The organism is Papillibacter cinnamivorans DSM 12816 (assembly GCF_900176335.1).
Classification (GTDB): Bacteria; Bacillota; Clostridia; order Oscillospirales; family Oscillospiraceae; genus Papillibacter; species Papillibacter cinnamivorans.
In genome coordinates, this window is the sequence record NZ_FWXW01000001.1 from 525,239 (window position 1) to 548,287 (window position 23,049).

Sequence of the window (23,049 nt, forward strand, 5' to 3'; positions counted from 1 at the left end):
GTTTATTGGAACACGCTACCCCAGTATATACATTCACGCCTCTGAAATCAACCGAGAACTCTGATTCGGGCCAGTATATCAAGGTCCGTTCCCCGGGTCTCGATTTCCCTTTTGTTAAACTCGGCGGTAAGAAACGCGATTTCTCCTGCCGGCGCGTCCGGGCTTCTCAGCATTTCAATTTCGCCGAAGGAATTCCCGGCCTGCTCCTGCGTCGCGTTGGCCCGGATATACCACCGGGTAGGCAAAATGGCGGAATCCACGGTGACATCGTCCCCGCCGGGCAGCCAGTCCAGGTACTTCCTGGCTTTGAAATGCTTGGCCGCGTCGATGACGTCCGCCACCACTGCGCTGGCGGTGGGGAATTTCCCCGCGCCCCTGCCGTAAAACATCACGTCTCCGATGGCGTCTCCTTTTACCACGATTCCGTTGAAAACGTCCTCTACATTGGACAGAGAGCTTCCGTCCGGCACAAGGTGCGGAGCGACATAAGCCGAGATCTTCCCGTCCGGAAGGCGCACGGCGCGGCCCAGCAGCTTGATCTTCCGCTTGCCGCTTTCTGCGTAGCCCACGTCCCGGAGCGTTATTTTCGAAATGCCTTCCGTGGCCACCTGCCGCGGATAAACGTGAGAGCCGAAAGAGAGTGCCGACAGGATGCAGATCTTGCGGCAGGCGTCGTATCCCTCGATGTCCGCGGTGGGATCCTTTTCCGCATAGCCCTTCGCCTGGGCCTCCCGCAAAGCGTCCTGGAAGGTCAGTCCCGCCCGCACCATGCGGGTCAGAATATAATTTGTGGTGCCGTTTAGGATTCCGTATACCTCGTTGAGCTCGTTTGCCGCCAGACACTGGCTGATGGGCCGGATGATGGGGATTCCTCCCCCCACGCTCGCCTCGAACAGATAGTTGAGGTTGCGCTCCCGGGCCATGTGCAGAAGCTCATAGCCGTATTCCGCCACCAGCTCCTTGTTGGAGGTGACCACGTTCTTGCCTGCCGCCAGGCAGCGCTTCGTAAACTCCAGCGCGGCGCCTGTCCCGCCGATGGTTTCCACCACCACCTGGACCTCCGGGTCGTTCTCTATAATGGAAAAGTCCTTGACGAATCGCATCCCGAAGGGAGCGTCCGGAAAATCCCTGACGTCCAGGACATATTTTACCGTGATTTCATTTGCCGCTTTTTCTGAAATATGATTGGCGTTTTTATGGATCACTTCCGCGACTCCAGATCCTACCACGCCGTATCCCAGTATTGCAACGTTGACCATATTTTCACCTCATTGGCAGGTCGTAAGGCTTCTCATCCTGCCAGAACTTCAAATTTGACGACTCCCTTTGCCGCCATGGCGCGTCCGATCAGCTCGTCAATCGGAATGTGCATTCCCGACGTCTCCGCGGAAATCGTCACCGCAGCGCAGCCGTTGGTTGGAATGCTCTGATTGATGGTGAGTATGTTGGCTCCCGAGTCGGCAAACACGGACAATATGGAAGACAGTATGCCCGGCTCATCCTTCAGCATGGTGTAGAAGGTGATAATTCGGTCCGATGTCATGTCGCTGAAAGGACTCACGGCGTCCTTATACTTGTAGAATGCGCTTCGGCTGATCCCGGCCAGACGTGTGGCCTCCCCCACCGTGGAGGCCTCCCCGGTCTCCAATGATCTCTTTGCTTCAGCCACCTTCAGAAACACTTCCGGCAGGGCTGTTGCCTCCACGATATAGTACTTAGGCATATTTCCCATCCTTGTGTCCTCCGTAAGAAAGCATTTGTATCTGATACGAGGCCCATTTTACCATACCCCGTGCGGTTTCGCAACCGATTTTGCATGTTGAAATATACCATATTCTCGATATTGCGCCTGTCCCATTGAACGTTTTCTACAAAATTCTGCAATTTAGCCGTCATTACGCGAAAATTTGCCGTTTTTCTTCTCTTACGGCCGGGTGAATAAAACCCCGGAGCCATAAAAATGCAGGCGCACCCCGCAGGACGTGTCCTGCGGAATGCGGGAGAATCGAGACGCCGCCCGTCCCCAATGGAAAATAAACCCCGGCAAGCCTGTTTTGTGGGGCTTGCCGGGGTCTTGGTCAGAGAATTATTCCTATGTCCCTGGAAGCGCCGGGGAGGGCGTCTCAGGAACAGGCGAGTCCGCGGGGGGCACCGTAGCTTCTCCCCCCGGCTCTTCGGAAACGCCGGGTTCCGTAGGTTCCGTTACCGGCGGTTCCGTCACAGGAGGCGCTGTGTGCACCGGGCAGGATCCGAGTCCCAAAATATACTCCAGGGTATACTGGGTGTCCTGAATCACAACGTCCGGCGCCACCAGCTCTCTCGTGATATCGAGATAAGCGGCTTCCTTCACCTTGTCCGCCGGACAGTATTCCCCTGCGATACAGCCGCTGTCCGTGCAGATCTTCACCGCCACATGAACGTCGCAGGATTCCGTCGGCATATCCTCCGGGAGTACGTAGGCCGTATCCGTCCTGTCGCCCCGGGGATCCTCCTTGCACAGGCTGGTTGCCAGCTTGCCGCTGTCCATGCAGTACGTCACCGAAACGACGCCGCTGGGTTTGGAGAAATCCTTGTTCTCCAGCCCCTCGTGCACCTGGGACATCACCTTTTTCCACAGGACGGCGGCGGGGTTTCCGGAAACCTTGATTTTCTCAGAGATGTCGTATCCGGTCCAGACGGCGGCGACGTAATAGGGAGTATACCCGACAAACCACCGGTCGTAATTGTTCGTTGTGGTACCGGTTTTGCCGGCGATGGTCATCCCTGAAAATTTGGCGGAAGTGCCGGTTCCGGCTGCCACCACGTTTTTGAGAAGATTGTTGATATAGTAAGCGGTCTTTTCCTTCAATGCCACCGAGCTTTTGGTGTCCTTGGACAGCACGGTCTGGCCGCTGGCGTCCAGCACCTTGGTATAGGTGCGAGGCTGGGTGTAGATTCCCTCGTTTGCGAAAGTGGCGTAAGCCGCAGCCATCTCCACGGTGTTGATCCCCACCGTGAGGCCGCCCAGGCCCAGGGGAGCCAGATCGATATCGGTGTAGGTCTTGTCGCCCACCACCTTCTGATCCACCAGGGTGGTAATCCCCATCTTCTCGGTCATGAATTTGTAGGACGCCTGAGGGGTCAGCATCTGCAGGACCTTTACCGCCACCACGTTGTTGGACTCCCTCAGCGCTTCCTTAACGGTGGTCAGGCCTCCGTATTCCCCGTCCGAGTTTTTCGGCCACGGGTTGTTGTTGACCAGCATGACCGGTGTGTCGTCAATCACCGAAGTGGGGGTTATGACGCCCGAATCCAGGGCGGGCGCGTATACCGAGATGGGCTTGATGGAGGAACCCGGGGGTCTCGCGCTCTCCGCGCGGTTCAGGACCCGGCTTCCCGTCTTTTCGCCTACTCCTCCCGCCATGGCCACAATATTGCCGGATTTTGGGTCAATGATCGTGATGGCGGACTGAAGCTGCTGTCCCGAGGCGGAGGTGTACGGAATGTTCTCCAGATTCGTGTAAACGTTGTCCACATCCTCCTGGATATTCGGATTCATGGTACAGTAAATTTTATATCCGGCGGAATATACGAGGGTACTGGCCGCCTGATAGGAGATTCCCTTTTCCTCCATCAGATCGGCGATCACATCCGCGATCACCTGATCCACAAAATAGGAATAAATATGGGTGACCTTCTTGCCGTCGCTTCCCCTTTGGAACACCAGCTCCTGGGCCATCGCCTCCTGATACTGGTCCTCGGTGATCATGCCCTGGTCGTACATCTGATACAGGATGGTCTCCTGCCGCGCCTTGTTCCGCTCCACGCTGATATACGGATCGTACAGCGACGGGTTGTTGGTGATCCCGATGAGGCATGCGCACTCCGCGATGGTGAGGTCCGAGACGTTTTTCCCGAAATAGGTGTAGGCGGCCGTATAGACCCCGGAGCAGCCCTCGCCCAGATAGATGGTGTTGAGATAGATCTCCATGATCTCTTCCTTGGAATAGTTCCGTTCGAATTCCAGTGCTCTGAAGATCTCCGTGATCTTTCGCTTCACCGTAACCTCGTCCTCGTTGGTGAGGTTCTTGATCACCTGCTGCGTGATGGTGGAACCGCCGAAATTGTCCTTCATCTGTAAAAACATGTTGATGGACGCCCAGAAGGTCCGGTACCAGTCCACGCCGTGGTGCGTGTAGAACCGCTTGTCTTCAATGGCGACGGCCGCCTTTTCCAGGTAGATCGGCATCTGATCGTAGTCCGTCCAGATCCGGTTTTCTTCCTTATAAAGGCTCTGCAGCTCCACCGGTTCTCCCGTATCGGGATTGGTGTAGTAAATAACGGTTGTTTGATCCAGCTTGAAATCGTCCAGATTAATATCCAGCTTGGGTGTTATGCAGGTTTTTACATAAACCGCAAAAATGCAGGCCAGCATCGCAGTCGTTACGGCTCCAATCAGAACGACCGTTCCTATGACCTGTAGCACGGTTTTTACTCTGCTTTTTTTCTTTCGGACCGGATGGCCGGATCCGTTCGCGTTCTCCAAACAAGGCACCTCCGTATGTATTTTCCTCCGTGGCTTTGTTTGCTTTGTTTCCCGTTTCCCGCAAATAAGCCTCGTCGGCGCCGGTAACAAACGCACTTCGGTCATCCCGGATTTCGTTCTTCGGGAAGGCGGAACCGGGATCATTCAAAGATTGGAGGACCTGATTGCTGTTATGTGATTATTATATCACAGCCTGTCAATTACAGGCGGTTACAATTTTCCAAATATTAGCATTATTTGTTTATGCCGTCCGCCCTTACACCGTATGGATTTCCGGATTTTGGATACAATAAAGGGGCAGGAGGGAAGGATTATGAAACGAAAAGCCGTAGCGGCGGTATGCCTGGCGGTGACGGTGATTGCGCTCGCCGTCGCGCTCCTCGTCTCGGGCGGCTCCCCGCCGGATACCTCGAATCATGGCAGTGCCCTTGCCGCCTCGGTTCTGGAGGAGATGCCCCTTGCGCGGATTTCCGCGGCTCCTTCGGCGCAGACCGTCTATGTGCTCAGGGAATATGAAGGCCAGATAGCCGTTTATGTATCCGGTGATACGGAAAACCCCGTTTTGCTCACCGGAATATTGACTTCCTCCCTTCGCAAAACCGACAGGGAACTGCTTCAGGAAGGAATTTCGGCCCGGGGAGACGAAGAGCTCGCCAAGCTTCTGGAGGATTTCGGCTCCTGAAGATAACCGCCCGGTTCCAGCCTTCGCGCGTTTTCTCCCGCCCGGTGGCACGCCGGCTTCAGGTCCGGCTGTCTCCGGGTTTTCCTGTCCGCGGCAGAGTGCCGGTTTTCATGGGGATATGTAACTTTCTATTGCTTTATCCACAAAATGGCGTTATGATGATACCGCAAGGCATTTGGACTCCTCGGAGCGCGCTTGCGCCCCTCTCCGCCGTGTTCCGGGCGAAATGAAAATGCCGATTCTTTTATCGTAGGCTGGGCCGGATACGCCGGCAGAAGAAAGGGAACAGCACATGAGTGAGGACTTTGGAGCGAACTATATCACCATCATGGACGAAGAGGGCAACGAGTTTGAGCTGGAGCATCTGGACACCCTGGAATACAAGGGTGAAACCTACATGGCCTTTTTCCCTGCGGTTCCCGAGGGCAAACAGGAGGAAGCCCGGCCTGATGAGGAATACGGTCTGATTATTCTCAAGGTCATTCATGAAAACGGCGAGGAAGAGCTGTCCACGCTGGACGATGAAACCGAGTTGGAAGAGGTGTATCAGCAGTTCATGGAGCTGCTGTTTGAAGAGGATGAGGAGTAGGTCTCCTTTAAATTCCAATTCCTGGGGTGTGCTTGAAATGGCCCGAATTCTGTGCTATGATGAAGCTGTAGCGGAAGGGTGCCCCAGGTAAAGCCCTTCCTGCCCTACCCGGTGCGTGACGGGTCTTTTTAAACCCACATTTCGTTATACGGGATGTCCTCCTCGCGGGACGGTTTGCAGGCCTCTCGGCTACGGCTGAATGTTGGAAGCAGTGAAATTCCGCGGAGACAACCCACCTGCTGTTCGGTGCAGGTTATAACTGGATTCGCACGGCCGGCGTGGGGCTTTTTTAAGAGTATATTGCCTTGCTTAGGGTCACGGGTGTGAAACCCTGCCCGGTTTTTGGCGCTCGGCGCGCCGGCGGCGGCGCTGATCCCTGGGTCGAACCGGGAAAGCGGCGGAAGTTTCCGTCGTTTTTTCTTTGCCCGAGGAGAATTTTCCTGCTGCGTTTCGGGCTTGCAACCCAAATCCCTTTCGGGTATAATACTCTCGTGTTGTAGATAAGTGTCCCGCCTCCGGTTCGGAGTCGGGGTGTCTGGTATGGTTTCTGTCGGCTATTTGCCGCTTTGTCCTTAGTAAAGCATCAGCGGCGCAGCGGCCGTGTTCGGCCGTTTATATCTATGAAACGTAAGGAATCAAAAACAGCGGGCATGGGCGGGGCGGCTCCGTCTGCATGTCCGGAAAAGCAGAGAGGAATGAAGCGAGTGAGCGCGTCAAGAGAAAAGAAAAAGCGCCGCGAGAACCTTGCCCAGGGGCTGGAGCCAAAGCTGTCCAAACGGGAGCAGGATCTGAAAAAGGACCGGCACATGCGCAATATTATGCTCTCCGTGGTTATCGTGATTGCGGTTTTATTCGGGAGCCTGATTTTCTGGAACTCCGGCATCCTACAGGCCAGAGCGACCGCCGTCACCGTCGGGGACGAGAAGTTTACCGCCCCGGAATTCAATTTTTATTACTATTCCCTTTATCACAACTATGTCAACACCTACGGGGATTATCTGAGCATGCTGGGTCTCGACACCAGCAAACCTCTGAACGAGCAGCAGTATTCCGACAGCCAGACCTGGGCCGACTACTTCCGTGAATCGGCGCTGTCCCAGATGCAGGAAACCATCGCCATGGCCAGAGAAGCCGAGAAGAACGGTTTTACTCTCTCGGAGGATGCGCAGTCGGAGATCGACAGCTATCTTCAGTCCATTGAAAGCTACTGTTCTTCCAAAGAAATCACCGTGGATTATTACTTTACCTCCACGTACGGCGATCATATGACGCAGGACATTTTCGTCTCCCAACTCACCAATTCGTATCTGGCCAGCGAGTATACCGATTCCGTGGAAAATTCCTATGCCTATACGGACGACGACATTACGGCGTACTATGAGAAAAATCCCGACGATTTCGACGTGGTGACATACAAGGCCTTTAAGTTTGACGGCTCCGTTCCCGAAGAAACGGCGGACACCGGCACCGACACGGAAACCGAAACAAGTGTCTCCCCCACCGTTGCGCCCACCGAGGATCCGGCGGTGACCGCCGCCAAGGCGCAGGCGGCAATGGACGCGGCCAAGGCCTCCGCCGATGAAATGGCGGCGAAGCTGGAAGCGGGAGGATCCTTTACGGATCTTGCCACCGAATATACTCCCGCAGGCAGCGCCACCACCTCTCTTGTCACGGACAAGACGGATGCGGCCAAGACCAGCGTCAGCAGCGCCTATCAGGACTGGCTCTTCGACAGCACCCGGATATCGGGGGATATCACCGTGGCGGAGGATACCGACAACAGTGCGTATTACGTGGTCCTCTTCGAAAGCCGCGGACGCTTTGACTATAACACCGTAAATGTCCGGCACATCCTGATAAAGCCCGAAGTCAGCGATGGAGCGAGCGAGGCTACCGACGAGCAGAAAGCCGCGGCCAAGTCCAAGGCGGACGAGATCTATCAGACCTGGAAAGACGGGGATGCCACCGAGTCCTCCTTTGCGGACCTGGCGAAGCAGTACTCCGAGGACACCGGCTCCAGCACAAACGGCGGGCTGTATGAAAATGTCTATAAGGGTCAGATGGTCACCGCGTTCAACGACTGGATCTTCGACTCCTCCCGCAAGGCAGGGGATACCGGGATCGTGGAGTCCACCTACGGTTACCATGTGATGTACTTCTCCGGGTTCTCCAGGCCCTATTGGAAGATTCAGGTGGAAAATGCCATGCGCACCGCCGATTACAATAGCTGGCACGACGAGATGATCAAAGGGTACGATATCACAACCAGCGCCCTGGGCATGAGCTTTGCGGCGTAAAGGCATAAAACGGATACTCCCCGGCGGCGGAACAGGTTCCGCCGCCGGGGTTTTTATTCCCGCATCCGCCTTTCGCCGGCAATCCCCTTTATACTGATATGCGAAGGAAACGATGAAAATAAAAATCGAAAATGTTTTTCGTCCCGCAAGGCAGACGACGCCGGTGGGCTCTATGCCCGCCAAGGAGGATAACGACGCGGGGCGGAAACCAGGCCGATTTTTATCATTGAATTCATCCCATATCAGTATGATTGCATAAAACGCTCCTTCTCCGCCGACACTACGGCCGGAGGAGGTTGAGCCGATGCGGATATCCAGGACCGTAAAATGTGCCGTAAGCGGCGCCGTCTCCGGCCTTGCCAATGGCTTTTTCGGCGGCGGAGGCGGACTGCTCCTCGTTCCTCTGCTGATCCGGTGGGCCGGGCTGGAGGAAAGGCGCGCCTTTGCCACCTCCGTTCTCATCATCCTTCCCTTATGCGCGGTTTCCTCCGTTGTATACCTGCTGGGCACGGACCTGAGTCTTTTGCTTGCCCTTCCCTATCTGGTGGGAGGACTTCTGGGAGGACTCGCGGGCGGAAAACTCTTCAGGCGGGTCCCCGTACCCTGGCTCAGGCGCGCCTTTGCCCTGCTGATCCTCTACGGCGGGATCCGTTCTCTCTTATGAAGGATGCGGCGGCTCTTCTGGCCGGCTTTCTGACCGGTATACTGTCCGGTTTCGGGATCGGCGGCGGAACTCTCCTGCTTTTATACATGACCTTGCTGGCAGGCGTCGAACAACAGCTGGCTCAGGGCATCAACCTTCTGTATTTTCTTCCGGCTTCCGCCGCCTCTTTATTGTCCCATGGGAAAAACGGATATCTGGATCGCGAAGCCGCTCTTCCTGCGGCAATAGCCGGCGCCGTATGCACCGCCCTGGCGGCCTGGGCGGCGGTTTCCATCGATGTCTCGCTGCTGCGCAGGCTTTTCGGCGTTTTTCTCATCTGCGTGGGACTGTGTGAACTTTTTAGGAAAAATGGAAAAAAGGACGGGAACGTTTAAGCGTTCCCGTCCTTTTTGTCGGTATATCGGTATGGATCAGTCTGCGGAATAAATGGATTTGAACATCTCGATGTTGGCGAAGGTATACTTGTACTTTCCGGCCTCGATGCCCTTCACGATCTCCACGACCTTGTCGTTTGCGGGGGTGGGCACGCCCACCTTCCTGCCGAAGTCGCACACAACGCCGTTGATGGCGTCGATTTCGCATTTGCGCCCCTTCTCCAGGTCCTGCAGCATGCTGGCCTTCAGCGCCCTGTGGGGTCCGAAGATCTTCGGATAGTACGCAAGCGTCCTGTCCCGCTCCTCCTTGTTTTCAAACACCAGAACCTTTTCCAGATCATACCCGGAAAACAGTTCCATTTTTACTCCGTTGGCGTGAGCCACGTGGATGACTTCGTTGGCGATGTATTGCACCACCCGGAGGGATCTGGGGTCGTCCATCACGTCGCCGAAGGTGCAGCCCAGCGCGGTGGACATCCCGCTGAAGGTGGAATTCGCCAGAAGCTTGGACCACCGGATGCCCATCAGATTGGTGAGGATGTTCACCGGGCACATAAGCTTCAGATAGGACTCGGCAAGCCTCACCTTGTCGGTAATCGGTCCGTCGATGGACCCCACGTCGAACTCCATGTGGTCGGGGTCGCTGGTGAGCTCCGACACGCCCGCGCCGATCCAGGTGGCGCCCCAGCCCACCGTGCAGCCCAGAGTCCTGTCCTTCCCCACCGCTTCCGCAACCGCGGGCTCCGGCAGGCCGTTTTGCAGCGTGCAGACCACGCTGTCCGGCCCCAGGTGGGGCAGCAGCTGTTTCAGGGCGGTCTCGTTATATGTCTGCTTGGTCATGTAGAACACCAGATCGTAGATGCCCTCCATCTGATCGGGTGTCAGAGCTTTGACCGGCACGTTGAACAGAACCTTGCCGATCACGGTGGCTCCCCGCTTGTTCAGTGCGTTTACATGCTCTTGGTTGACGTCGATAAGGTCAACCTGTTTTCCCGCCTTGGAGATATATGCTCCGAAAATTGTCCCCAGCGATCCTACGCCCATGATTGCGACTCTCATACAAAATCCTCCCTTTATATTAAATAGAGTTCTGCTCTTTTCCGGGTGGAGTGACAGATCTGCTCTGCATTGCATGAAACGGGACGGAGCGTTCAGATTTTCGCGCGGTTTTTCTCTGATAGTTAAACTAATTTGCTTATAGTATAACAATATACCCCCTGACAGGCAACACCGGGCGCGACTGAATCGTCGCGCCCGGTGTTGTAGTTGGAAAAAAGATGGGACCGATTAGTCCATGGGAAGAACCGACTTGAACATCTCGATGTTGGAGAAGGTATACTTGTTTTTCCCGGCCTCGATGCCCTTGACGATCTCCACGACCTTGTCGTTTGCGGGGGTGGGCACGCCCACCTTCCGGCCGAAAGTGCACACTACGCCGTTGATGGCGTCGATTTCGCACTTGCGTCCCTTTTCCAGGTCCTGCAGCATGCTGGCCTTCAGCAGTCTGTGGGGGCCAAAGAAATCGGGGTAGTACTTGACGGTAGCGTCCCGCTCTTTCTCGTTTTCAAACGCCAGAAGGTCCAGATTGTTTCCGGAAAACAGCTCAAGCTTCACGCCGTCGGCGTGGGCGACGTGGATCACCTCATTGGCGATGTACTCAACGACACGCAGGGACCTGGGGTCGTCCATCACTTCGCCGAAGGTGCAGCCCAGTACGGTGGACATGCCGCTGAAGGTGGAGTTGACCAGAAGCTTGGACCATCTCACGCCGATGAGGTTGGTGAGTATGTGCGTGGGGCACATGAGCTGCAGGTACTCCTGAGCCAGCTTCACTCCGTCGGTGATTTTACCGTCCAGGGAACCTACGTCGAACACCATATGGGCGGGATCGCTGGTGAGTTCCGATACGCCGGCGCCGATCCAGGTGGCGCCCCAGCCCACCGTGCAGCCGATGGTCCGCTCTTTACCCACAATTTCCGCCACCGCGGGTTCAGGCAAACCGTTCTGCAGGGTGCAGACGGTGCTGTTCGGTCCCAGATGGGGTTTCAGCTGGGCCAGGGCGGTCTCGTTGTAAGTCTGCTTGGTCATATAGAATACCAGATCATAGGTTCCCGTCATCTGATCGGGGGTCAGGGCCTTGACCGGAACATTGAATAAAACCTTGCCGATAACCGTCGCGCCGCGTTTGTTCAGTGCATCCACATGTTCCTTGTTGACGTCGATGAGATCGATTTGTCTGCCCGCCTTGGAAATGTAAGCGCCGAGAATTGTCCCCAGTGATCCTACGCCCATGATTGCGACTCTCATACTGAAACCTCCTGTATTTTAAATTGAATTGCGCTCCGTGTTTTACTCTTGGAATGCCCTGCCGGCTCGGCATTTTAGCGGGAATTGAGCCTCTCTCCTGCATTCCTTTGGTATTATAGCACTAAATTGGCCGATAAGCAACACCGGACGTAATCCAAAGATTACGTCCGGTGTGATCGCTAAATATTCGTTAAATGGGTTCTTCAGTTCGGTACGACGGACTTGAACATCTCCAGGTTGGAGAAGACATACTTGTACTTGCCGGACTCGATGCCCTTGACAATCTCCACGACCTTGTCGTTGACGGGTGTCGGCACGCCGTGTTTCCGGCCGAAATCGCATACAACGCCGTTGATCGCGTCGATCTCGCACTTGCGTCCCTTTTCCAGATCCTGAAGCATGCTTGCCTTCAGAGCTCTGTGGGGGCCCCACATTTTCGGATAGACTGCGAGGGTCTTGTCTCTCTGCTCAACGGTATCAAATTCAAGCAGCCCGCCCAGATCGAACCCCATGATCGGTTCCATCTTGACGCCGGAAGCTCTTGCAGTCTTGATGCTCTCATTGGCGATATACTGTACGCACCGGAGGGCAAACGGATCGTCCAGGACTTCGCCGAAAGTGCATCCCAGAGCGGCTGACATTCCGCTGAAGGTGGCATTCGTGAGAAGCTTGGTCCATCTGACGCCCATCAGGTTGGTCAGAATCTTGGTCGGGCACATAAGCTCCAGATAAGACTGAGCCAGCTTTACCCCGTCGGTGACAGGTCCGTCGATGGATCCCACGTCGAACTCCATGTGATCGGGGTCGCTCGTCAGCTCGGAAACGCCTGCGCCGATCCAGGTGGCGCCCCAGCCCACCGTGCAGCCGATGGTCCGCTCTTTGCCCACAATTTCCGCCACCGCGGGCTCAGGCAGGCCGTTCTGCAGGGTGCAGACCACGCTGTTCGGTCCCAGATGGGGCTTCAGCTGTGCCAGAGCGGTTTTGTTGTAGGTCTGCTTGGTCATATAGAACACCAGGTCATAGGTTCCCGTCATCTCATCGGGGGTCAGGGCCTTGACCGGAACGTTGAACAGGATTTTGCCGATAATCGTGGCTCCGCGCTTGTTCAGCGCGTCCACGTGCTCTTTATTGACGTCGATAAGGTCGATTTGCTTGCCAGCCTTGGAAATATACGCTCCAAGAATGGTTCCCAAGGATCCGACGCCCATAATCGCAACTCTCATGGTTTATGCCTCCAAATCAATTACTTCTTGAGGATTTCCCGTGCCTCGTCCGGAGTGGCCGGCTCGAAGTCCAGTTCCTTCATGAGGCGGACCATCTTTTCCACCAGGTCCGCGTTGCTCTTGGCAGGGACGCCCTTTGCTACGTTCAGGTTGTCCTCCATGCCCACACGGACATGTCCGCCCAAAAACAGGTTCTGGATGCAGATGGGATATTCCTCTTTGCCGGCGCCGAAAGCGGACCACTCATAGCCGCCCACGCCGAACAGCCGGTCTGCCGTCATCTTCATGTGCTGCAGCTCATAGGGATTGGCGGCGTTTGCGCCGTTGATGCCCAGGACAAACTGCAGATAGGGTCTTCCCTTGATGTAGCCCGTATCCTGCATGAACTTCACATTGTAGAGATGACCTACGTCGTAGCATTCCAGCTCAGGCTTCGTGCCGTTTTCGTTCATGATCTCCAGCATTCTCTGCATGTCAGCAAAGGTGTTTTGGAAAATGAAACCTTTGGTCGATTCCAGAACGGGCTTCTCCCACTCGTACTTCCAGTTCTTGATCTTGGCGGCAACCGGGAAAAGTCCCCAGTTGAAGGAGCCCGCGTTCATGGATGCCAGTTCGGGCTTGAATTTCGGAATGACTGCGGCTCTCTGCTCCACGGTCATGCCCATGCCTCCGCCCGTCGTAAGGCAGATGATGACATCCTTGTTCTTTGCTCTGATTTTGCCTACGATTTCTTCAAACAGATCCAGGCTGGGGGAGGGTGCCCCGTTTTCCGGATTTCTGGCATGAATATGAACCGAGGCGGCTCCCGCATTGGCCGCGTCGATCGCGTTCTGTGCGATCTGATCCGGCGTGATGGGAAGGTAGGGCGACATGGATGGCGTGTGTATGGACCCTGTGATCGAACAGTTTACGATTCTTTTCGACATTCAAAAACCCCTTTTCTTTTCAATTTGGTTCTGTTCCTGACATCTGACAATTTGACCTGACTCCGGGTCATTCATAAATTAGAGCAATTTGAATGCCAACCCTGTTCTCACTCCCCCTTCCTTTGGATGCGGAATCCGGAACCGTTGCGTTCTCATTGCTTTCGTTAATTGAAACCGGAAATCAGGCAGCACGCTTTTTCCCGCGATATTTCGCTTTTGTATCCCGGGAGATCGTCATCAATGCATAAAATATTCCGTTTTGCATATTTTTCTTTTGGGTTTTTCAGGGCTCGCTCCGCTGATACCCGCTTTTGATACTGTACTTGGCTTTTTTCCTGGATATGGTGGATTGATTGATTTTCAGGATCTTTGCTGCGCTTTCCATCGTCCCGCATTTCTCCAGGGCCTCTTCAATCACGTGCTTTTCGCACTGCTCCAGGTAATCCTTGAGGGAAAAACGTTCTTCCTCCTTTAATATACCGGGGCTGAGCACGTCCTCCCGCTGTCTTTCAGCTCTGGCCGGTTCCTGGAATCTTGCGCGTCTGCGCTGTTCCGGGACCTCCATATGCTCCAGCATTCCCTCCGGGATGTCGTTGATGATGATATCCGACGTGGAGCTCATCACCACCATGCGCTCCACAAAATTCCGGAGTTCCCTTACGTTTCCCTGCCATTCGTACTGTTCCATCCGGGAAAAAACGTTTTCGGAAAAATATTTGACCTTGTCGTATTTTTGGCAGAAGAAATCCAGAAAGTACTGGGCGAGGGGCCGGATGTCCGCCTTTCGGTTCCGCAGGGGCGGTATCAGCAGCGGGATCACGTTCAGCCGATAAAAAAGATCCTCCCGGAAGCGCTTTTCCTGTACGCACCGCTTCAGGTCGGCGTTGGAGGCCGCGATCAGGCGGAAATCCACATACTGGGTCTTGACCGATCCGATCTTTTTGATCGTCTTCGTCTCCAGAACGCGCAGAATCTTTCCCTGCAGATTCAGTGGGAGGGAGTCGATCTCGTCTAAAAACAGGGTGCTGCCGTCCGCCGCCTCGATAAGGCCCTGTTTTCCGGTGTTCAGCGCTCCCGTAAAAGAACCCTTTTCATAGCCGAACAGTTCCGCCTCCAGGAGCGCCTCCGGAAAAGCGGCGCAGTTGACTTCCACCATTTCCTTGTCTTTTCTGCTGCTGGAATCGTGGATATAATGGGCTATGACCTCTTTGCCGGTGCCCGATTCCCCGTTGATTAAAACCGCGGAATCCACATCCGCCACCTGAGAGGCCGATTCCAGCAGGCGCTTCATTTCCGGGCTCTCCGCGACGATATCCTCCTCGGAGTAGGGATTTGCGCTTTTGGATTCCAGGTAGGAAATCACCTTTGTCATCCGCGCATGGGTGTATTTTTTATAAAGCTCCTCCACGTCTCTGGCGATGGCTACGATATATTTGATATTTCCCTCGCTGTCGAAAATGGGGGATGCCGTCAAAAGCTGCTGATAGATGGTGTCGTTTTTCTTCCGGATATTTTGGCACATGGTGACTTCCTGCTTGGTTGCGAACACAATGTCGGTGATGCTGGTGTCGATTTTGTTTTCCTCCACCAGTTTCCGGACGGTATATCTGAGAAGCTCCGAGCGGGAATAGCCCGTCATTTTCAGAAGCGCCCGGTTGACATACAGAAAATTGCCTTGGTTGTCCAGGATGTAGAGGCCTTCCCCTATGTTGTCAAGCGCGTTTTCGTACAGTTCGATATAGTCGATCATAGAAAGAGACAAGCCCTCCGCTTCCTATATATAATATAACATCCTGATCCTGCGTGCTGTCCGAACCAAATCCAGTATAGCATAAAATGGCTGCCGGAGAAAGGTTAATTGTAAATGTTTCCTAGTTTTCTTCCGGATTCTCTGCCGTTTTTTGTGCGGTCGTGCGGCGGATTGCTTCCCGCAGCTGCCGCAGGAAAGGAAATTCGGAGGCCTCCTCCTCTCCGTAGGTCAGATTCAGCTCCCTCTCCAGGGGCAGCCAGGTTTCCAGCGGGGCTTCGTTGTGGGATATCACGGCCTCCATCTTGTCCAGCGCCTTGAAAACTTTCGCCTCCGGCGTTTTCAGCTCCGCCATTTCGTCAAACAGCGCCCGCCAGCTCTCTCCCGGCTCCTTTGGCAGCCCGGACAGCAGGTCCCGGACGGCCAGAAGCTCCGTCCTGTCGTTTTCCTGTGTCTTGAGAAAGGACGGGATATCCCCCGTCACCGCCTCCCCGAAATCGTGAATAAGGCACATGGTAAGCACCTTTTCCATGTCGACCCCCGGCAGCTGGTCTCCCACCAGCATGGAGAGAACCGCCAGCCGCCAGCTGTGCTCCGCGACGCTTTCCCTCCGCCCCGTAGAAGTCCAGGAATGCCGGGTGTTGCATTTGAGCTTTTCAATTTTCATAAGAAACGAAAGCAAAGCTTCGCTCGTCAAGATTTTCCCCTCCCGCGGTATTGCGCTCTCTTCCTCCGTGAGCCGATATCAGAAAGAAAGCTCCAGCAGAATGCCCGTGACGACTCCCAGCACGATGAGAACGATCCCGATGATCTGGCAGAGCGTCTGGGCTCGCTTGAGTTTTTTCAGCCGTTCCTTCACGGCCGGGTGCGTTTCCCTCGCCGTCTCTGCGGGGGCCAGCTTTCTGGCAAACCCCCATATGGTCATGGAAGCGATCACCAGAATGATGCCGATAAATGCCATTGTAAGTCCCAAAGCCAGGCCTTTCATAGAATCAATCCTCTTCTCCTGCAAGATGTTTGCTTCTGAGGTAACCCTCCAGAATCAAAGAAGCGGCCACGGCGTCCACCCGGTCCTTCCTTTTCTGTCCCCTCCTGCCTGTCTCCGTGAGAATCCGGTGCGCGTCTGTGGTGGTGCGCCTCTCGTCCCATAAAATCACCTTGAGACCGCTCTTTTCCCGTAAAAGCTCCGCCAGCTCCTCGCTTTTCGCCGCCCTGGGGCCCAAAGTCGCGTTCATGTTTTTGGGATAGCCTACCACCAGTTCTCCCACCTTCATCTCCTCGGCAAGCCGGCAGATCCGATCCACGACCCGTCCCGCGTTTCTCTCGTGGATGGTTTCGGCCGTTCCCGTCAGGATCCCCGCGGGGTCTGAAACGGCAATCCCCGTGCGTGCGTCGCCGTAGTCAATCGCCATTACTCTCAATTATAGCACCTCGTTTCAGCCGGCCGCGAATTCAAGCGGCCCGGCAAATCCTCTGATTGCATGCTCCGCGCTCAGCGGCGTACGGCACCGTTCCCGATCGCGGCCGAAGGGCGGGGACAAGCAGCGCCGTCCGGCCCGATATAGTGACCGTACCGCGGCTATTATATCATTTTTTCTGATTCTGCGCACTATGCCGGGCCGGTTTCTTCGCAAAAACCCTTTTCCCGCCGCCCTGCGGCCCTATACAATATTAAAAAAATAACTGTTGACCCGGCAAAGGAAGTATGGTAGACTGTTTCTACCTATCTCAAAGGGTTTTCTTTTTGTGCGCATTTTTCGGCCCCGACCCGGGTCTGCGCCGAATCCCTTTGACGCGGCCGGAGCCGCTGGAAAATAGGGAGGCAATCATACCGGGACACGGGAGATCCGTTCCGGTATCACTGTAAGGAGGTGCCGTTGAAATGCGGGTAAAAATCACGCTTCGATGCTCGGAATGCAAACAGAGAAACTACAACACCATGAAGAACAAGAAGAACGACCCGGATCGTCTGGAAATGAACAAGTTCTGTCCCTTCTGCAGGAAGCACACTTTACACACGGAGACAAAGTGACGTGCCGCAGGGCCGATCCCACAAATGAAAGGGTGTGTCTGAATGTCAGAAGAGGAAAAGAAAAATCTGCCCGACTCTCCAAAGGCGAAAAAAATGGATAAAGCCGCTCCTAAAAAGGAGAACGCCGTTATAAAAGCCTTCAACGCCCTCCGGCGCTGGGGCCGCGAGATGAAAAGCGAGCTGAAGAAGGTCCTGTGGCCGACGCGGGCCCAGACGCTCCAGAACACACTGATTGTCATCGTCTGCGTGCTCATCGTGGGTGTTTTCATCTGGGCGTTTGACGGTATTGCCGGCCTGGGCGTGCAGTCGCTGATCAACACGGTGAAAGGATAAGGTACGCCGAAATGTCTGAAACCGCCAAATGGTATGTGGTTCACACATATTCGGGATATGAGAACACGGTTGCCACCACCATTGAAAAGCACGTGGAAAACCGGAATCTGCGGGATTTGATCCACACGGTGGAAATCCCCATGGAGACGGTGACGGAGATCACCGACGCCGGTTCCAAGACGGTGGAGCGCAAGGTGTTTCCCGGGTATGTCCTGATCAAAATGGTATTGACCGACGAAACCTGGCATCTCGTGCGCAATGTGCGCGGCGTCACCGGTTTTGTCGGCTCCGGCACCAAGCCGATCCCTCTTACCGAAGAAGAAGTGGCGGGGCTCGGCGTGGAAAAGAGGAAAATCGAAGTCAGCTACGAGGTGGGCGACACGGTGAAAATCGTGGACGGGCCTCTGGAATCCTTTATGGGCGTCGTGGAGGAAATCGCGCTGGACAAGAGCAAGGTCCGGGTGGTGGTCTCCATGTTCGGCCGGGAAACCCCCGTGGAGCTGGAACTGGACCAGGTGGAACCCGTAAGTCACTGAGCCGGTTCCCCCGTCCCTGGCGCCGGGTGAGGCATCCGGCGCGGCGCTTCCCCAGGGAAGCACCTTACGCGCTGTCATTTCCCGCGGCAAGCGGTTTTCGGGCGGTGCCCGGTTTTCGTGGGAGGGCCGCTGCGGCGGTCCGCCAGATATACGCCGGTTCCCGGCGTATCACCACATCTTTCTTTAGGAGGTGCACACACAAGTGGCACAAAAAGTTACAGGGTATATCAAACTCCAGATTCCTGCGGGCAAGGCGACTCCCGCTCCCCCGGTAGGCCCCGCCCTGGGCCAGCACGGCGTGAACATCGCCGCCTTCACCAAGGAATTCAACGAGCGCACCAAAAACGATATGGGTCTTACCATTCCTGTCGTCATCACGGTGTACTCCGACCGGTCTTTCAGCTTTATCACCAAAACGCCCCCCGCGGCCGTTCTCATCAAGAAGTCCTGCGGGATCGAATCGGGCTCCGGCGTCCCCAACAAGACCAAGGTGGCCAAAATAAGCCGCGCAGAAGTCCGCCGGATCGCGGAGCTGAAAATGCCCGATCTCAACGCGGCCAGCGTGGAAGCGGCCATGAGCATGATCGCCGGAACGGCCCGCAGCATGGGCATCACGGTGGAAGACTGATTCCCGGAAGCCGGGCCAAATCGCTTTGCCTTTGGAATACCGGCTTTCGTAAGTGGGAGGATCATTCCGAAATGACCACGACAAGGAGGAAGAACATTGTTTAGAGGAAAAAAGTATAAGGAGAGTGCCAAGCAGATCGACCGCTCGGTGCAGTACGATACTGCGGAAGCCTTTTCCCTTTTGGTAAAAACCGCTCCGGCTAAGTTTGACGAAACGGTGGAGCTTCACGTGAAGCTGGGCGTAGACTCCCGGCATGCCGACCAGCAGGTCAGGGGCGCCATCGTCCTGCCTCACGGGACCGGCAAGACCCGCCGCGTCCTTGTCTTCGCCAAAGGTCCCAAGGCGGAGGAAGCCAAGGCCGCCGGTGCCGATTTCGTAGGCGCCGAGGACATGGTCGCGAAAATTCAAACCGAAAACTTCTTTGATTACGACGTAGTGGTGGCCACTCCCGACATGATGGGAATCGTGGGCCGGCTGGGTAAAATCCTGGGTCCCAAGGGCCTCATGCCCTCCCCCAAGGCGGGCACCGTTTCCATGGACGTGGCAAAGGCCATCCACGAGATCAAGGCCGGTAAGATCGAGTACCGCCTGGATAAGACCAATATCATCCATTGCCCCATCGGGAAGGTTTCCTTCGGGCCGGAAAAGCTCCTGGAGAACTACGGCGCCCTGATGTCCGCCATTTTGAAGGCGAAACCCGCCTCTGCCAAGGGCCAGTACGTCCGCAGCTGCGTCGTGGCTTCCACCATGGGCCCCGGCATCAAGATCAACGCCGCAAAGCAGCTTTAATCTCAGTTTATCCTTGACAGGCAGCCTTCCATTTGATATACTGCACATTGCGCTCCAAAGACAGCAGGAAGCTTTACGCTGTAACGGCAAGTCCGTCCTGCCGAGGAAGCTCATCTGAATCATGGGATTTTTGATGGCTTTACGTCCTCGCGTCTTTTGGCGCGGGGACTTTTTTCTGTGGGCGCAGTTTTGCATGGTAGGTACTCTTTTCAACCTGGAGGTGAAATGAAAAAATGCCCAACGCAAAAGTACTCAGCGAAAAGCAGGCAATCGTGGACGCTATGGCGGCCCGGCTGCAGAATTCCACATCCGGCGTCCTGGTGGACTACAAGGGGATCACCGTCGCGGAGGATACCGCCCTGCGTACCCAGCTGCGCAAGAGCAGCGTGGAGTACACCGTGGTGAAAAACACCCTTACCCGCTTCGCCGCAAAGAAATCCGGGCTGGACGCTCTGGATCCCTTCCTCAACGGGACCACGGCCCTTGCGACCAGCACAGACCCCGTCGCTCCCGCAAAAATCCTCACCGAGTTTGCCAAGAAGATGAACAATAAGTTCGAAATCAAGGCGGGCTTTGTGGAAGGCAAGGTCATTCTTCCCGACGAGATCACCGCTCTGGCGGAGCTGCCGCCGAAGGAAGTCCTTGTGGCTCAGGTCCTGGGAACCATGATCGCTCCCATCACCGGCTTTGCCACGGTCCTGAACGCCAACATCCGCGGCCTCGCGGTGGTTCTTCAGGCAATTTCCGAAAAGCAGGCCCAGTAACATCCTTTTAAAAACAAAAACAACTGTATGAATGATGTATGGAGGTAAATACAATGGCCAGTGAAAAAGTAACCAAAATGATTGAAGAAGTCAAGGCTCTTACCGTTCTCGAACTCTCCGAGCTGGTACATGCTCTGGAAGAGGAATTCGGCGTTTCCGCCGCCGCTCCCGCCGCCGTGGCCGTCGCCGCCGCTCCCGCTGCCGCTGCTCCCGCTGCGGAGGAGAAGACCGAGTTTGACGTGGTCCTGTCCGAAATAGGCGCGGAAAAGATCAAGGTCATCAAGGTTGTCCGCGAGATCACCGGCCTGGGCCTGGTGGAAGCCAAGGCTCTGGTGGAAGCCGCTCCCAAGGCTGTCAAGGAAGGCGTCTCCAAGGACGATGCCGCTGCCCTGAAGGCCAAGCTGGAAGAAGTCGGCGCAAAAGTCGAGCTCAAGTAATTTCCCGTATCGCATTCAAAACCGCCGCGTTCCATAATGGAACGCGGCGGTTTAGTCTGTAGAAAAAAACCATCGTCCTTTTCGCCAGTGGCGGAAAGCTTTTTGGGATTTCGCGCCCGGCTCCATGACCGAAATCCGAAAAAGGTGAAATCCCAATGCCTTGCGGGAATTCACTTTCCGCAGGGCATCCTTTGTGCGCCTTCGCAAAGGCGCGGTCCTTCCCCCGTACCCGTCTGAAAACAGAGTTTTCAGACGGTCTCAGACAGCCGCCTTTTCCGGAAACCACCGTCTCGCGAAAAGCCATACGGTCTGCCCCGCCAGGAGCCCCAGCGCCGCCCCCGCCAACACGTCGCTGAAATAATGCACCCCCAGGTAAATGCGGGAAAAACCCATCAGAAAAGCCGGAAGAAAGAAGAGTCCTCCCCGCTTTCCCAGGCCCCTGCGGTACGAGAAAGCCGCCGAAAAGCTGCTGCTGGTGTGCCCCGAGGGAAACGAATAGGTCCCCGGCGGAGAAATAAGGCTGACAAGGCCGGGAACTGCGTCGAAGGGTCTGGGCCTGGAAACCAGCAGCTTGAGAATAAGATCGTTCAGGATAAAACACAGCAGCAGGCTGCAGAGGGCGACAATACCGGTCCTTCGGTACCGTTTCGTAAGGAGAAGAGCGGCGGATACGGCAACCCATAAAAGGCCCCAGTTCCCGAGCGCCGTAAAGAAGCGCATCGCCTCCGTAAGGATCGGCGTTCTGAGATGCTCCTGTACCTGGAGAAGAAGCCAGGCGTCCGCGCCCTGCAGCCATTGTCCCATTTGTTTCCCTCTCCTTCGGCCCCTTGCCTTATCGGCAAAGAAAAATACCGGCCTTCTGCCGCTTTCGGCAGTCGGCCGGATTCCGGATCCGGTTGGAGCCGGTGATGCGTCAGCTCTCCGGGCGTTCAACGGACTGAATGTTTCCGTCGATTTCAAAATACTCCGTCTCCACGGTATAGATTCTCCCCACCCGGACCTCCTGCGTTCCCACCGAGGAGCGCCAGGCGCTGCCGCTTTCCGTCACCGTTGCCTCCAGGGTAAAGAGCAGGTCGATGTGGTAGGGATCCTCCACCCACTCCGAGCCCGTTTCGTCGGAGGACGCCGCAATCAGATGGGGAAGCTTCTCAACCCCGGTCACCCTGCCGTCCTGCCGCTCTCCCGATTCGATGATGTCCGACGGGATGTACTGGAGCACCTGTTCGTAGGTTTCCGGGCTGAGCCCCTCGGCCCGCACCGTATAGACGATCTGTACTTTCTCCCCGGTATCTCCCCTGCGCCACTGCACGAATTTGTAGACGCCGAAGGCGACGGCGCACAGGACGACGATCACCACGACGATATCGATGACGCTGGGCCGGCGCCGCGGCCGCTTTGTTTCCTCTGCCATAGTATTCCCTCCGCCGGGCCGGAAAATCCAAAGGGTCTTCCCTGCCGGCTATCCGTAAAATTCAGACGCTCTCGCCGCTGTTTGAGCGGTCGGTTTTCCCGGCCGCGCGCCGGGCCTCCGTTCTTGCGGGAAACGGCGTGGAATCCTTATGACTCCTCCGACCTCTCAAGTCCTGTTATGATGCCCTCCACCTCGATATACTCGGATTTCACAATGTGCTTTTTCCCAATGCGGACCTCCTGAGTCCCCACCTGGGTCATCAGCACATTGGTGGTCTCCGTCACCGTCGCCTCCACGGTAAAAGTCAGGTCGATATGGTAGGGATCCTCCACCCAGATGGGCTGCCCGTCCTCACCCAGCACGCATACCATATGTGGCTGCTTCGTCACCCCGGTGATCTGCCCGGGAAGTTTCTCCCCGGCAGCCATGAGGGTGGAAGGGACGTGCTTGAGGGTCTGCTCGTACAGCTCCGGATCCAGCCCCTCAGCCTTGACGGTATATGTGATTTGTACCTTCTTTGCAAAGAAGGTATCGCTCACTCCCGTGAACTTCCAGACTGCCAGGGCGATCCCGCCGATCACCAGGATCAGTACCACCAGATCCACGAGATTGACGGCCCCGAACAGCTTTCCTTTTTCATCAACGATCTTCATGCGATCCCTCCGCTGCGGGGTATGTTTTTCCCGCATCCTTTGTTCCCGCCGGGCCTTTCCTTTTCCGGCACGTTGTTTCCCGGTGCCTGCCGGAATCGTGTCTCAGCCGGTGCCGCGGGCTTTGCCCGGCTG

At 55.8% G+C, this 23,049-nt stretch carries 26 protein-coding genes, 1 other RNA gene and 1 other annotated feature; of the genes, 13 read left to right on the forward strand and 14 right to left on the reverse strand.

Annotated features, from left to right (window positions below; genetic code table 11):
• Positions 1 to 47 precede the first annotated feature (47 nt).
• The 3 genes from B9A13_RS02575 to B9A13_RS02585 form a co-directional block, all read right to left on the reverse strand.
• Positions 48 to 1,259 carry a homoserine dehydrogenase gene (locus B9A13_RS02575; protein WP_084233453.1) on the reverse strand — a complete coding sequence of 404 codons (1,212 nt, stop codon included), beginning with the start codon at positions 1,257 to 1,259 and terminating at the stop codon, positions 48 to 50.
• 32 nt (positions 1,260 to 1,291) lie between these two features.
• Positions 1,292 to 1,723 carry an ACT domain-containing protein gene (locus tag B9A13_RS02580; RefSeq protein WP_479724528.1) on the reverse strand — a complete coding sequence of 144 codons (432 nt, stop codon included), beginning with the start codon at positions 1,721 to 1,723 and terminating at the stop codon, positions 1,292 to 1,294.
• Between the two features lie 369 nt (positions 1,724 to 2,092).
• The gene (locus B9A13_RS02585) at positions 2,093 to 4,525 is read right to left on the reverse strand and encodes a transglycosylase domain-containing protein (protein ID WP_159447999.1); all 2,433 of its coding nucleotides are present in this window, start codon (positions 4,523 to 4,525) and stop codon (positions 2,093 to 2,095) included.
• A gap of 313 nt (positions 4,526 to 4,838) precedes the next feature.
• Here B9A13_RS02585 and B9A13_RS02590 point away from each other — a divergent pair, with 313 nt between their 5' ends.
• The 6 genes from B9A13_RS02590 to B9A13_RS02615 all read left to right on the forward strand — a co-directional run bounded on the left by B9A13_RS02590 (position 4,839) and on the right by B9A13_RS02615 (position 9,131).
• On the forward strand, positions 4,839 to 5,207 hold the full coding sequence (locus tag B9A13_RS02590; protein WP_084233456.1) for a hypothetical protein: 369 nt from the start codon (positions 4,839 to 4,841) through the stop codon (positions 5,205 to 5,207).
• A gap of 292 nt (positions 5,208 to 5,499) precedes the next feature.
• Entirely contained in the window at positions 5,500 to 5,796 is a 297-nt protein-coding gene (locus tag B9A13_RS02595) for a DUF1292 domain-containing protein (protein ID WP_084233457.1), read from the forward strand.
• Positions 5,797 to 5,894: 98 nt separating this feature from the next.
• A non-coding RNA gene (ssrS, locus tag B9A13_RS02600) (6S RNA) lies at positions 5,895 to 6,085 on the forward strand.
• Positions 6,086 to 6,500: 415 nt separating this feature from the next.
• A complete protein-coding gene (locus B9A13_RS02605) occupies positions 6,501 to 8,093 on the forward strand; it encodes a peptidylprolyl isomerase (protein ID WP_159448000.1) in 1,593 nt (530 codons plus the stop codon).
• A gap of 304 nt (positions 8,094 to 8,397) precedes the next feature.
• Positions 8,398 to 8,757, forward strand: coding sequence for a TSUP family transporter (locus B9A13_RS02610; RefSeq protein WP_084233459.1), 360 nt, complete (start codon positions 8,398 to 8,400; stop codon positions 8,755 to 8,757).
• Entirely contained in the window at positions 8,754 to 9,131 is a 378-nt protein-coding gene (locus tag B9A13_RS02615; RefSeq protein WP_084233460.1) for a TSUP family transporter, read from the forward strand. Before B9A13_RS02610 ends, B9A13_RS02615 begins: the two co-directional genes overlap by 4 nt.
• Before the next feature lie 36 nt (positions 9,132 to 9,167).
• Here the strand turns inward: B9A13_RS02615 and B9A13_RS02620 are convergent, their stop codons facing one another.
• The 8 genes from B9A13_RS02620 to ruvX form a co-directional block, all read right to left on the reverse strand.
• Positions 9,168 to 10,190, reverse strand: coding sequence for a ketopantoate reductase family protein (locus tag B9A13_RS02620; protein WP_084233461.1), 1,023 nt, complete (start codon positions 10,188 to 10,190; stop codon positions 9,168 to 9,170).
• Between the two features lie 228 nt (positions 10,191 to 10,418).
• Positions 10,419 to 11,438 (reverse strand): ketopantoate reductase family protein, encoded by a 1,020-nt coding sequence (locus tag B9A13_RS02625; RefSeq protein ID WP_084233462.1) that lies wholly within the window; start codon positions 11,436 to 11,438, stop codon positions 10,419 to 10,421.
• A gap of 203 nt (positions 11,439 to 11,641) precedes the next feature.
• On the reverse strand, positions 11,642 to 12,661 hold the full coding sequence (locus B9A13_RS02630; protein WP_084233463.1) for a ketopantoate reductase family protein: 1,020 nt from the start codon (positions 12,659 to 12,661) through the stop codon (positions 11,642 to 11,644).
• A 20-nt stretch (positions 12,662 to 12,681) separates the two neighbouring features.
• Positions 12,682 to 13,587, reverse strand: a complete 906-nt coding sequence (locus B9A13_RS02635) for a beta-keto acid cleavage family enzyme (protein ID WP_084233464.1) — start codon at positions 13,585 to 13,587, stop codon at positions 12,682 to 12,684.
• Positions 13,588 to 13,870: 283 nt separating this feature from the next.
• Entirely contained in the window at positions 13,871 to 15,349 is a 1,479-nt protein-coding gene (locus B9A13_RS02640; RefSeq protein ID WP_207651219.1) for a sigma-54 interaction domain-containing protein, read from the reverse strand.
• A 109-nt stretch (positions 15,350 to 15,458) separates the two neighbouring features.
• Positions 15,459 to 16,031, reverse strand: coding sequence for an HD domain-containing protein (locus tag B9A13_RS02645; RefSeq protein ID WP_200809666.1), 573 nt, complete (start codon positions 16,029 to 16,031; stop codon positions 15,459 to 15,461).
• Between the two features lie 48 nt (positions 16,032 to 16,079).
• On the reverse strand, positions 16,080 to 16,322 hold the full coding sequence (locus B9A13_RS02650; RefSeq protein ID WP_084233466.1) for a DUF5362 family protein: 243 nt from the start codon (positions 16,320 to 16,322) through the stop codon (positions 16,080 to 16,082).
• Between the two features lie 4 nt (positions 16,323 to 16,326).
• Complete coding sequence (gene ruvX / locus B9A13_RS02655; RefSeq protein ID WP_341456013.1) at positions 16,327 to 16,746, reverse strand: Holliday junction resolvase RuvX; 420 nt, start codon at positions 16,744 to 16,746, stop codon at positions 16,327 to 16,329.
• Positions 16,747 to 17,216: 470 nt separating this feature from the next.
• On the opposite strand from ruvX, the gene rpmG reads away from it, so the two are divergent.
• The 7 genes from rpmG to rplL all read left to right on the forward strand — a co-directional run bounded on the left by rpmG (position 17,217) and on the right by rplL (position 20,853).
• Positions 17,217 to 17,366 carry a 50S ribosomal protein L33 gene (gene rpmG / locus B9A13_RS02660; RefSeq protein WP_084233468.1) on the forward strand — a complete coding sequence of 50 codons (150 nt, stop codon included), beginning with the start codon at positions 17,217 to 17,219 and terminating at the stop codon, positions 17,364 to 17,366.
• A gap of 42 nt (positions 17,367 to 17,408) precedes the next feature.
• On the forward strand, positions 17,409 to 17,699 hold the full coding sequence (gene secE / locus B9A13_RS02665; protein WP_084233469.1) for a preprotein translocase subunit SecE: 291 nt from the start codon (positions 17,409 to 17,411) through the stop codon (positions 17,697 to 17,699).
• 11 nt (positions 17,700 to 17,710) lie between these two features.
• Positions 17,711 to 18,235: a transcription termination/antitermination protein NusG gene (nusG, locus tag B9A13_RS02670; RefSeq protein WP_084233470.1), complete on the forward strand. Its 525-nt coding sequence runs from the start codon at positions 17,711 to 17,713 to the stop codon at positions 18,233 to 18,235.
• 202 nt (positions 18,236 to 18,437) lie between these two features.
• Positions 18,438 to 18,863 carry a 50S ribosomal protein L11 gene (gene rplK / locus B9A13_RS02675; protein WP_084233471.1) on the forward strand — a complete coding sequence of 142 codons (426 nt, stop codon included), beginning with the start codon at positions 18,438 to 18,440 and terminating at the stop codon, positions 18,861 to 18,863.
• Positions 18,864 to 18,959: 96 nt separating this feature from the next.
• On the forward strand, positions 18,960 to 19,652 hold the full coding sequence (gene rplA / locus B9A13_RS02680; protein ID WP_084233472.1) for a 50S ribosomal protein L1: 693 nt from the start codon (positions 18,960 to 18,962) through the stop codon (positions 19,650 to 19,652).
• Positions 19,653 to 19,688: 36 nt separating this feature from the next.
• Positions 19,689 to 19,835 (forward strand) — a sequence feature (ribosomal protein L10 leader region).
• A 50-nt stretch (positions 19,836 to 19,885) separates the two neighbouring features.
• Positions 19,886 to 20,416 carry a 50S ribosomal protein L10 gene (rplJ, locus tag B9A13_RS02685; protein WP_084233473.1) on the forward strand — a complete coding sequence of 177 codons (531 nt, stop codon included), beginning with the start codon at positions 19,886 to 19,888 and terminating at the stop codon, positions 20,414 to 20,416.
• A 53-nt stretch (positions 20,417 to 20,469) separates the two neighbouring features.
• Positions 20,470 to 20,853 (forward strand): 50S ribosomal protein L7/L12, encoded by a 384-nt coding sequence (rplL, locus tag B9A13_RS02690; RefSeq protein WP_084233474.1) that lies wholly within the window; start codon positions 20,470 to 20,472, stop codon positions 20,851 to 20,853.
• A gap of 258 nt (positions 20,854 to 21,111) precedes the next feature.
• Here rplL and B9A13_RS02695 read toward each other — a convergent pair whose 3' ends face one another.
• The 3 genes from B9A13_RS02695 to B9A13_RS02705 all read right to left on the reverse strand — a co-directional run bounded on the left by B9A13_RS02695 (position 21,112) and on the right by B9A13_RS02705 (position 22,917).
• Positions 21,112 to 21,657 carry a phosphatase PAP2 family protein gene (locus tag B9A13_RS02695; RefSeq protein WP_084233475.1) on the reverse strand — a complete coding sequence of 182 codons (546 nt, stop codon included), beginning with the start codon at positions 21,655 to 21,657 and terminating at the stop codon, positions 21,112 to 21,114.
• Positions 21,658 to 21,766: 109 nt separating this feature from the next.
• A complete protein-coding gene (locus B9A13_RS02700; RefSeq protein WP_084233476.1) occupies positions 21,767 to 22,264 on the reverse strand; it encodes a DUF4330 domain-containing protein in 498 nt (165 codons plus the stop codon).
• A 146-nt stretch (positions 22,265 to 22,410) separates the two neighbouring features.
• The gene (locus B9A13_RS02705) at positions 22,411 to 22,917 is read right to left on the reverse strand and encodes a DUF4330 domain-containing protein (protein ID WP_159448001.1); all 507 of its coding nucleotides are present in this window, start codon (positions 22,915 to 22,917) and stop codon (positions 22,411 to 22,413) included.
• Positions 22,918 to 23,049: the final 132 nt, after the last annotated feature.

Bases quoted from the DNA above. Each gene is read 5' to 3' on its own strand.
- B9A13_RS02575 (WP_084233453.1), bottom strand. From the start codon at position 1,259: ATGGTCAACGTTGCAATACTGGGATACGGCGTGGTAGGATCTGGAGTC.
- B9A13_RS02580 (WP_479724528.1), bottom strand. From the start codon at position 1,723: ATGCCTAAGTACTATATCGTGGAGGCAACAGCCCTGCCGGAAGTGTTT.
- B9A13_RS02590 (WP_084233456.1), top strand. From the start codon at position 4,839: ATGAAACGAAAAGCCGTAGCGGCGGTATGCCTGGCGGTGACGGTGATT.
- B9A13_RS02595 (WP_084233457.1), top strand. From the start codon at position 5,500: ATGAGTGAGGACTTTGGAGCGAACTATATCACCATCATGGACGAAGAG.
- B9A13_RS02610 (WP_084233459.1), top strand. From the start codon at position 8,398: ATGCGGATATCCAGGACCGTAAAATGTGCCGTAAGCGGCGCCGTCTCC.
- B9A13_RS02615 (WP_084233460.1), top strand. From the start codon at position 8,754: ATGAAGGATGCGGCGGCTCTTCTGGCCGGCTTTCTGACCGGTATACTG.
- B9A13_RS02620 (WP_084233461.1), bottom strand. From the start codon at position 10,190: ATGAGAGTCGCAATCATGGGCGTAGGATCGCTGGGGACAATTTTCGGA.
- B9A13_RS02625 (WP_084233462.1), bottom strand. From the start codon at position 11,438: ATGAGAGTCGCAATCATGGGCGTAGGATCACTGGGGACAATTCTCGGC.
- B9A13_RS02630 (WP_084233463.1), bottom strand. From the start codon at position 12,661: ATGAGAGTTGCGATTATGGGCGTCGGATCCTTGGGAACCATTCTTGGA.
- B9A13_RS02635 (WP_084233464.1), bottom strand. From the start codon at position 13,587: ATGTCGAAAAGAATCGTAAACTGTTCGATCACAGGGTCCATACACACG.
- B9A13_RS02650 (WP_084233466.1), bottom strand. From the start codon at position 16,322: ATGAAAGGCCTGGCTTTGGGACTTACAATGGCATTTATCGGCATCATT.
- ruvX (WP_341456013.1), bottom strand. From the start codon at position 16,746: ATGGCGATTGACTACGGCGACGCACGCACGGGGATTGCCGTTTCAGAC.
- rpmG (WP_084233468.1), top strand. From the start codon at position 17,217: ATGCGGGTAAAAATCACGCTTCGATGCTCGGAATGCAAACAGAGAAAC.
- secE (WP_084233469.1), top strand. From the start codon at position 17,409: ATGTCAGAAGAGGAAAAGAAAAATCTGCCCGACTCTCCAAAGGCGAAA.
- nusG (WP_084233470.1), top strand. From the start codon at position 17,711: ATGTCTGAAACCGCCAAATGGTATGTGGTTCACACATATTCGGGATAT.
- rplJ (WP_084233473.1), top strand. From the start codon at position 19,886: ATGCCCAACGCAAAAGTACTCAGCGAAAAGCAGGCAATCGTGGACGCT.
- rplL (WP_084233474.1), top strand. From the start codon at position 20,470: ATGGCCAGTGAAAAAGTAACCAAAATGATTGAAGAAGTCAAGGCTCTT.
- B9A13_RS02695 (WP_084233475.1), bottom strand. From the start codon at position 21,657: ATGGGACAATGGCTGCAGGGCGCGGACGCCTGGCTTCTTCTCCAGGTA.
- B9A13_RS02700 (WP_084233476.1), bottom strand. From the start codon at position 22,264: ATGGCAGAGGAAACAAAGCGGCCGCGGCGCCGGCCCAGCGTCATCGAT.
- B9A13_RS02705 (WP_159448001.1), bottom strand. From the start codon at position 22,917: ATGAAGATCGTTGATGAAAAAGGAAAGCTGTTCGGGGCCGTCAATCTC.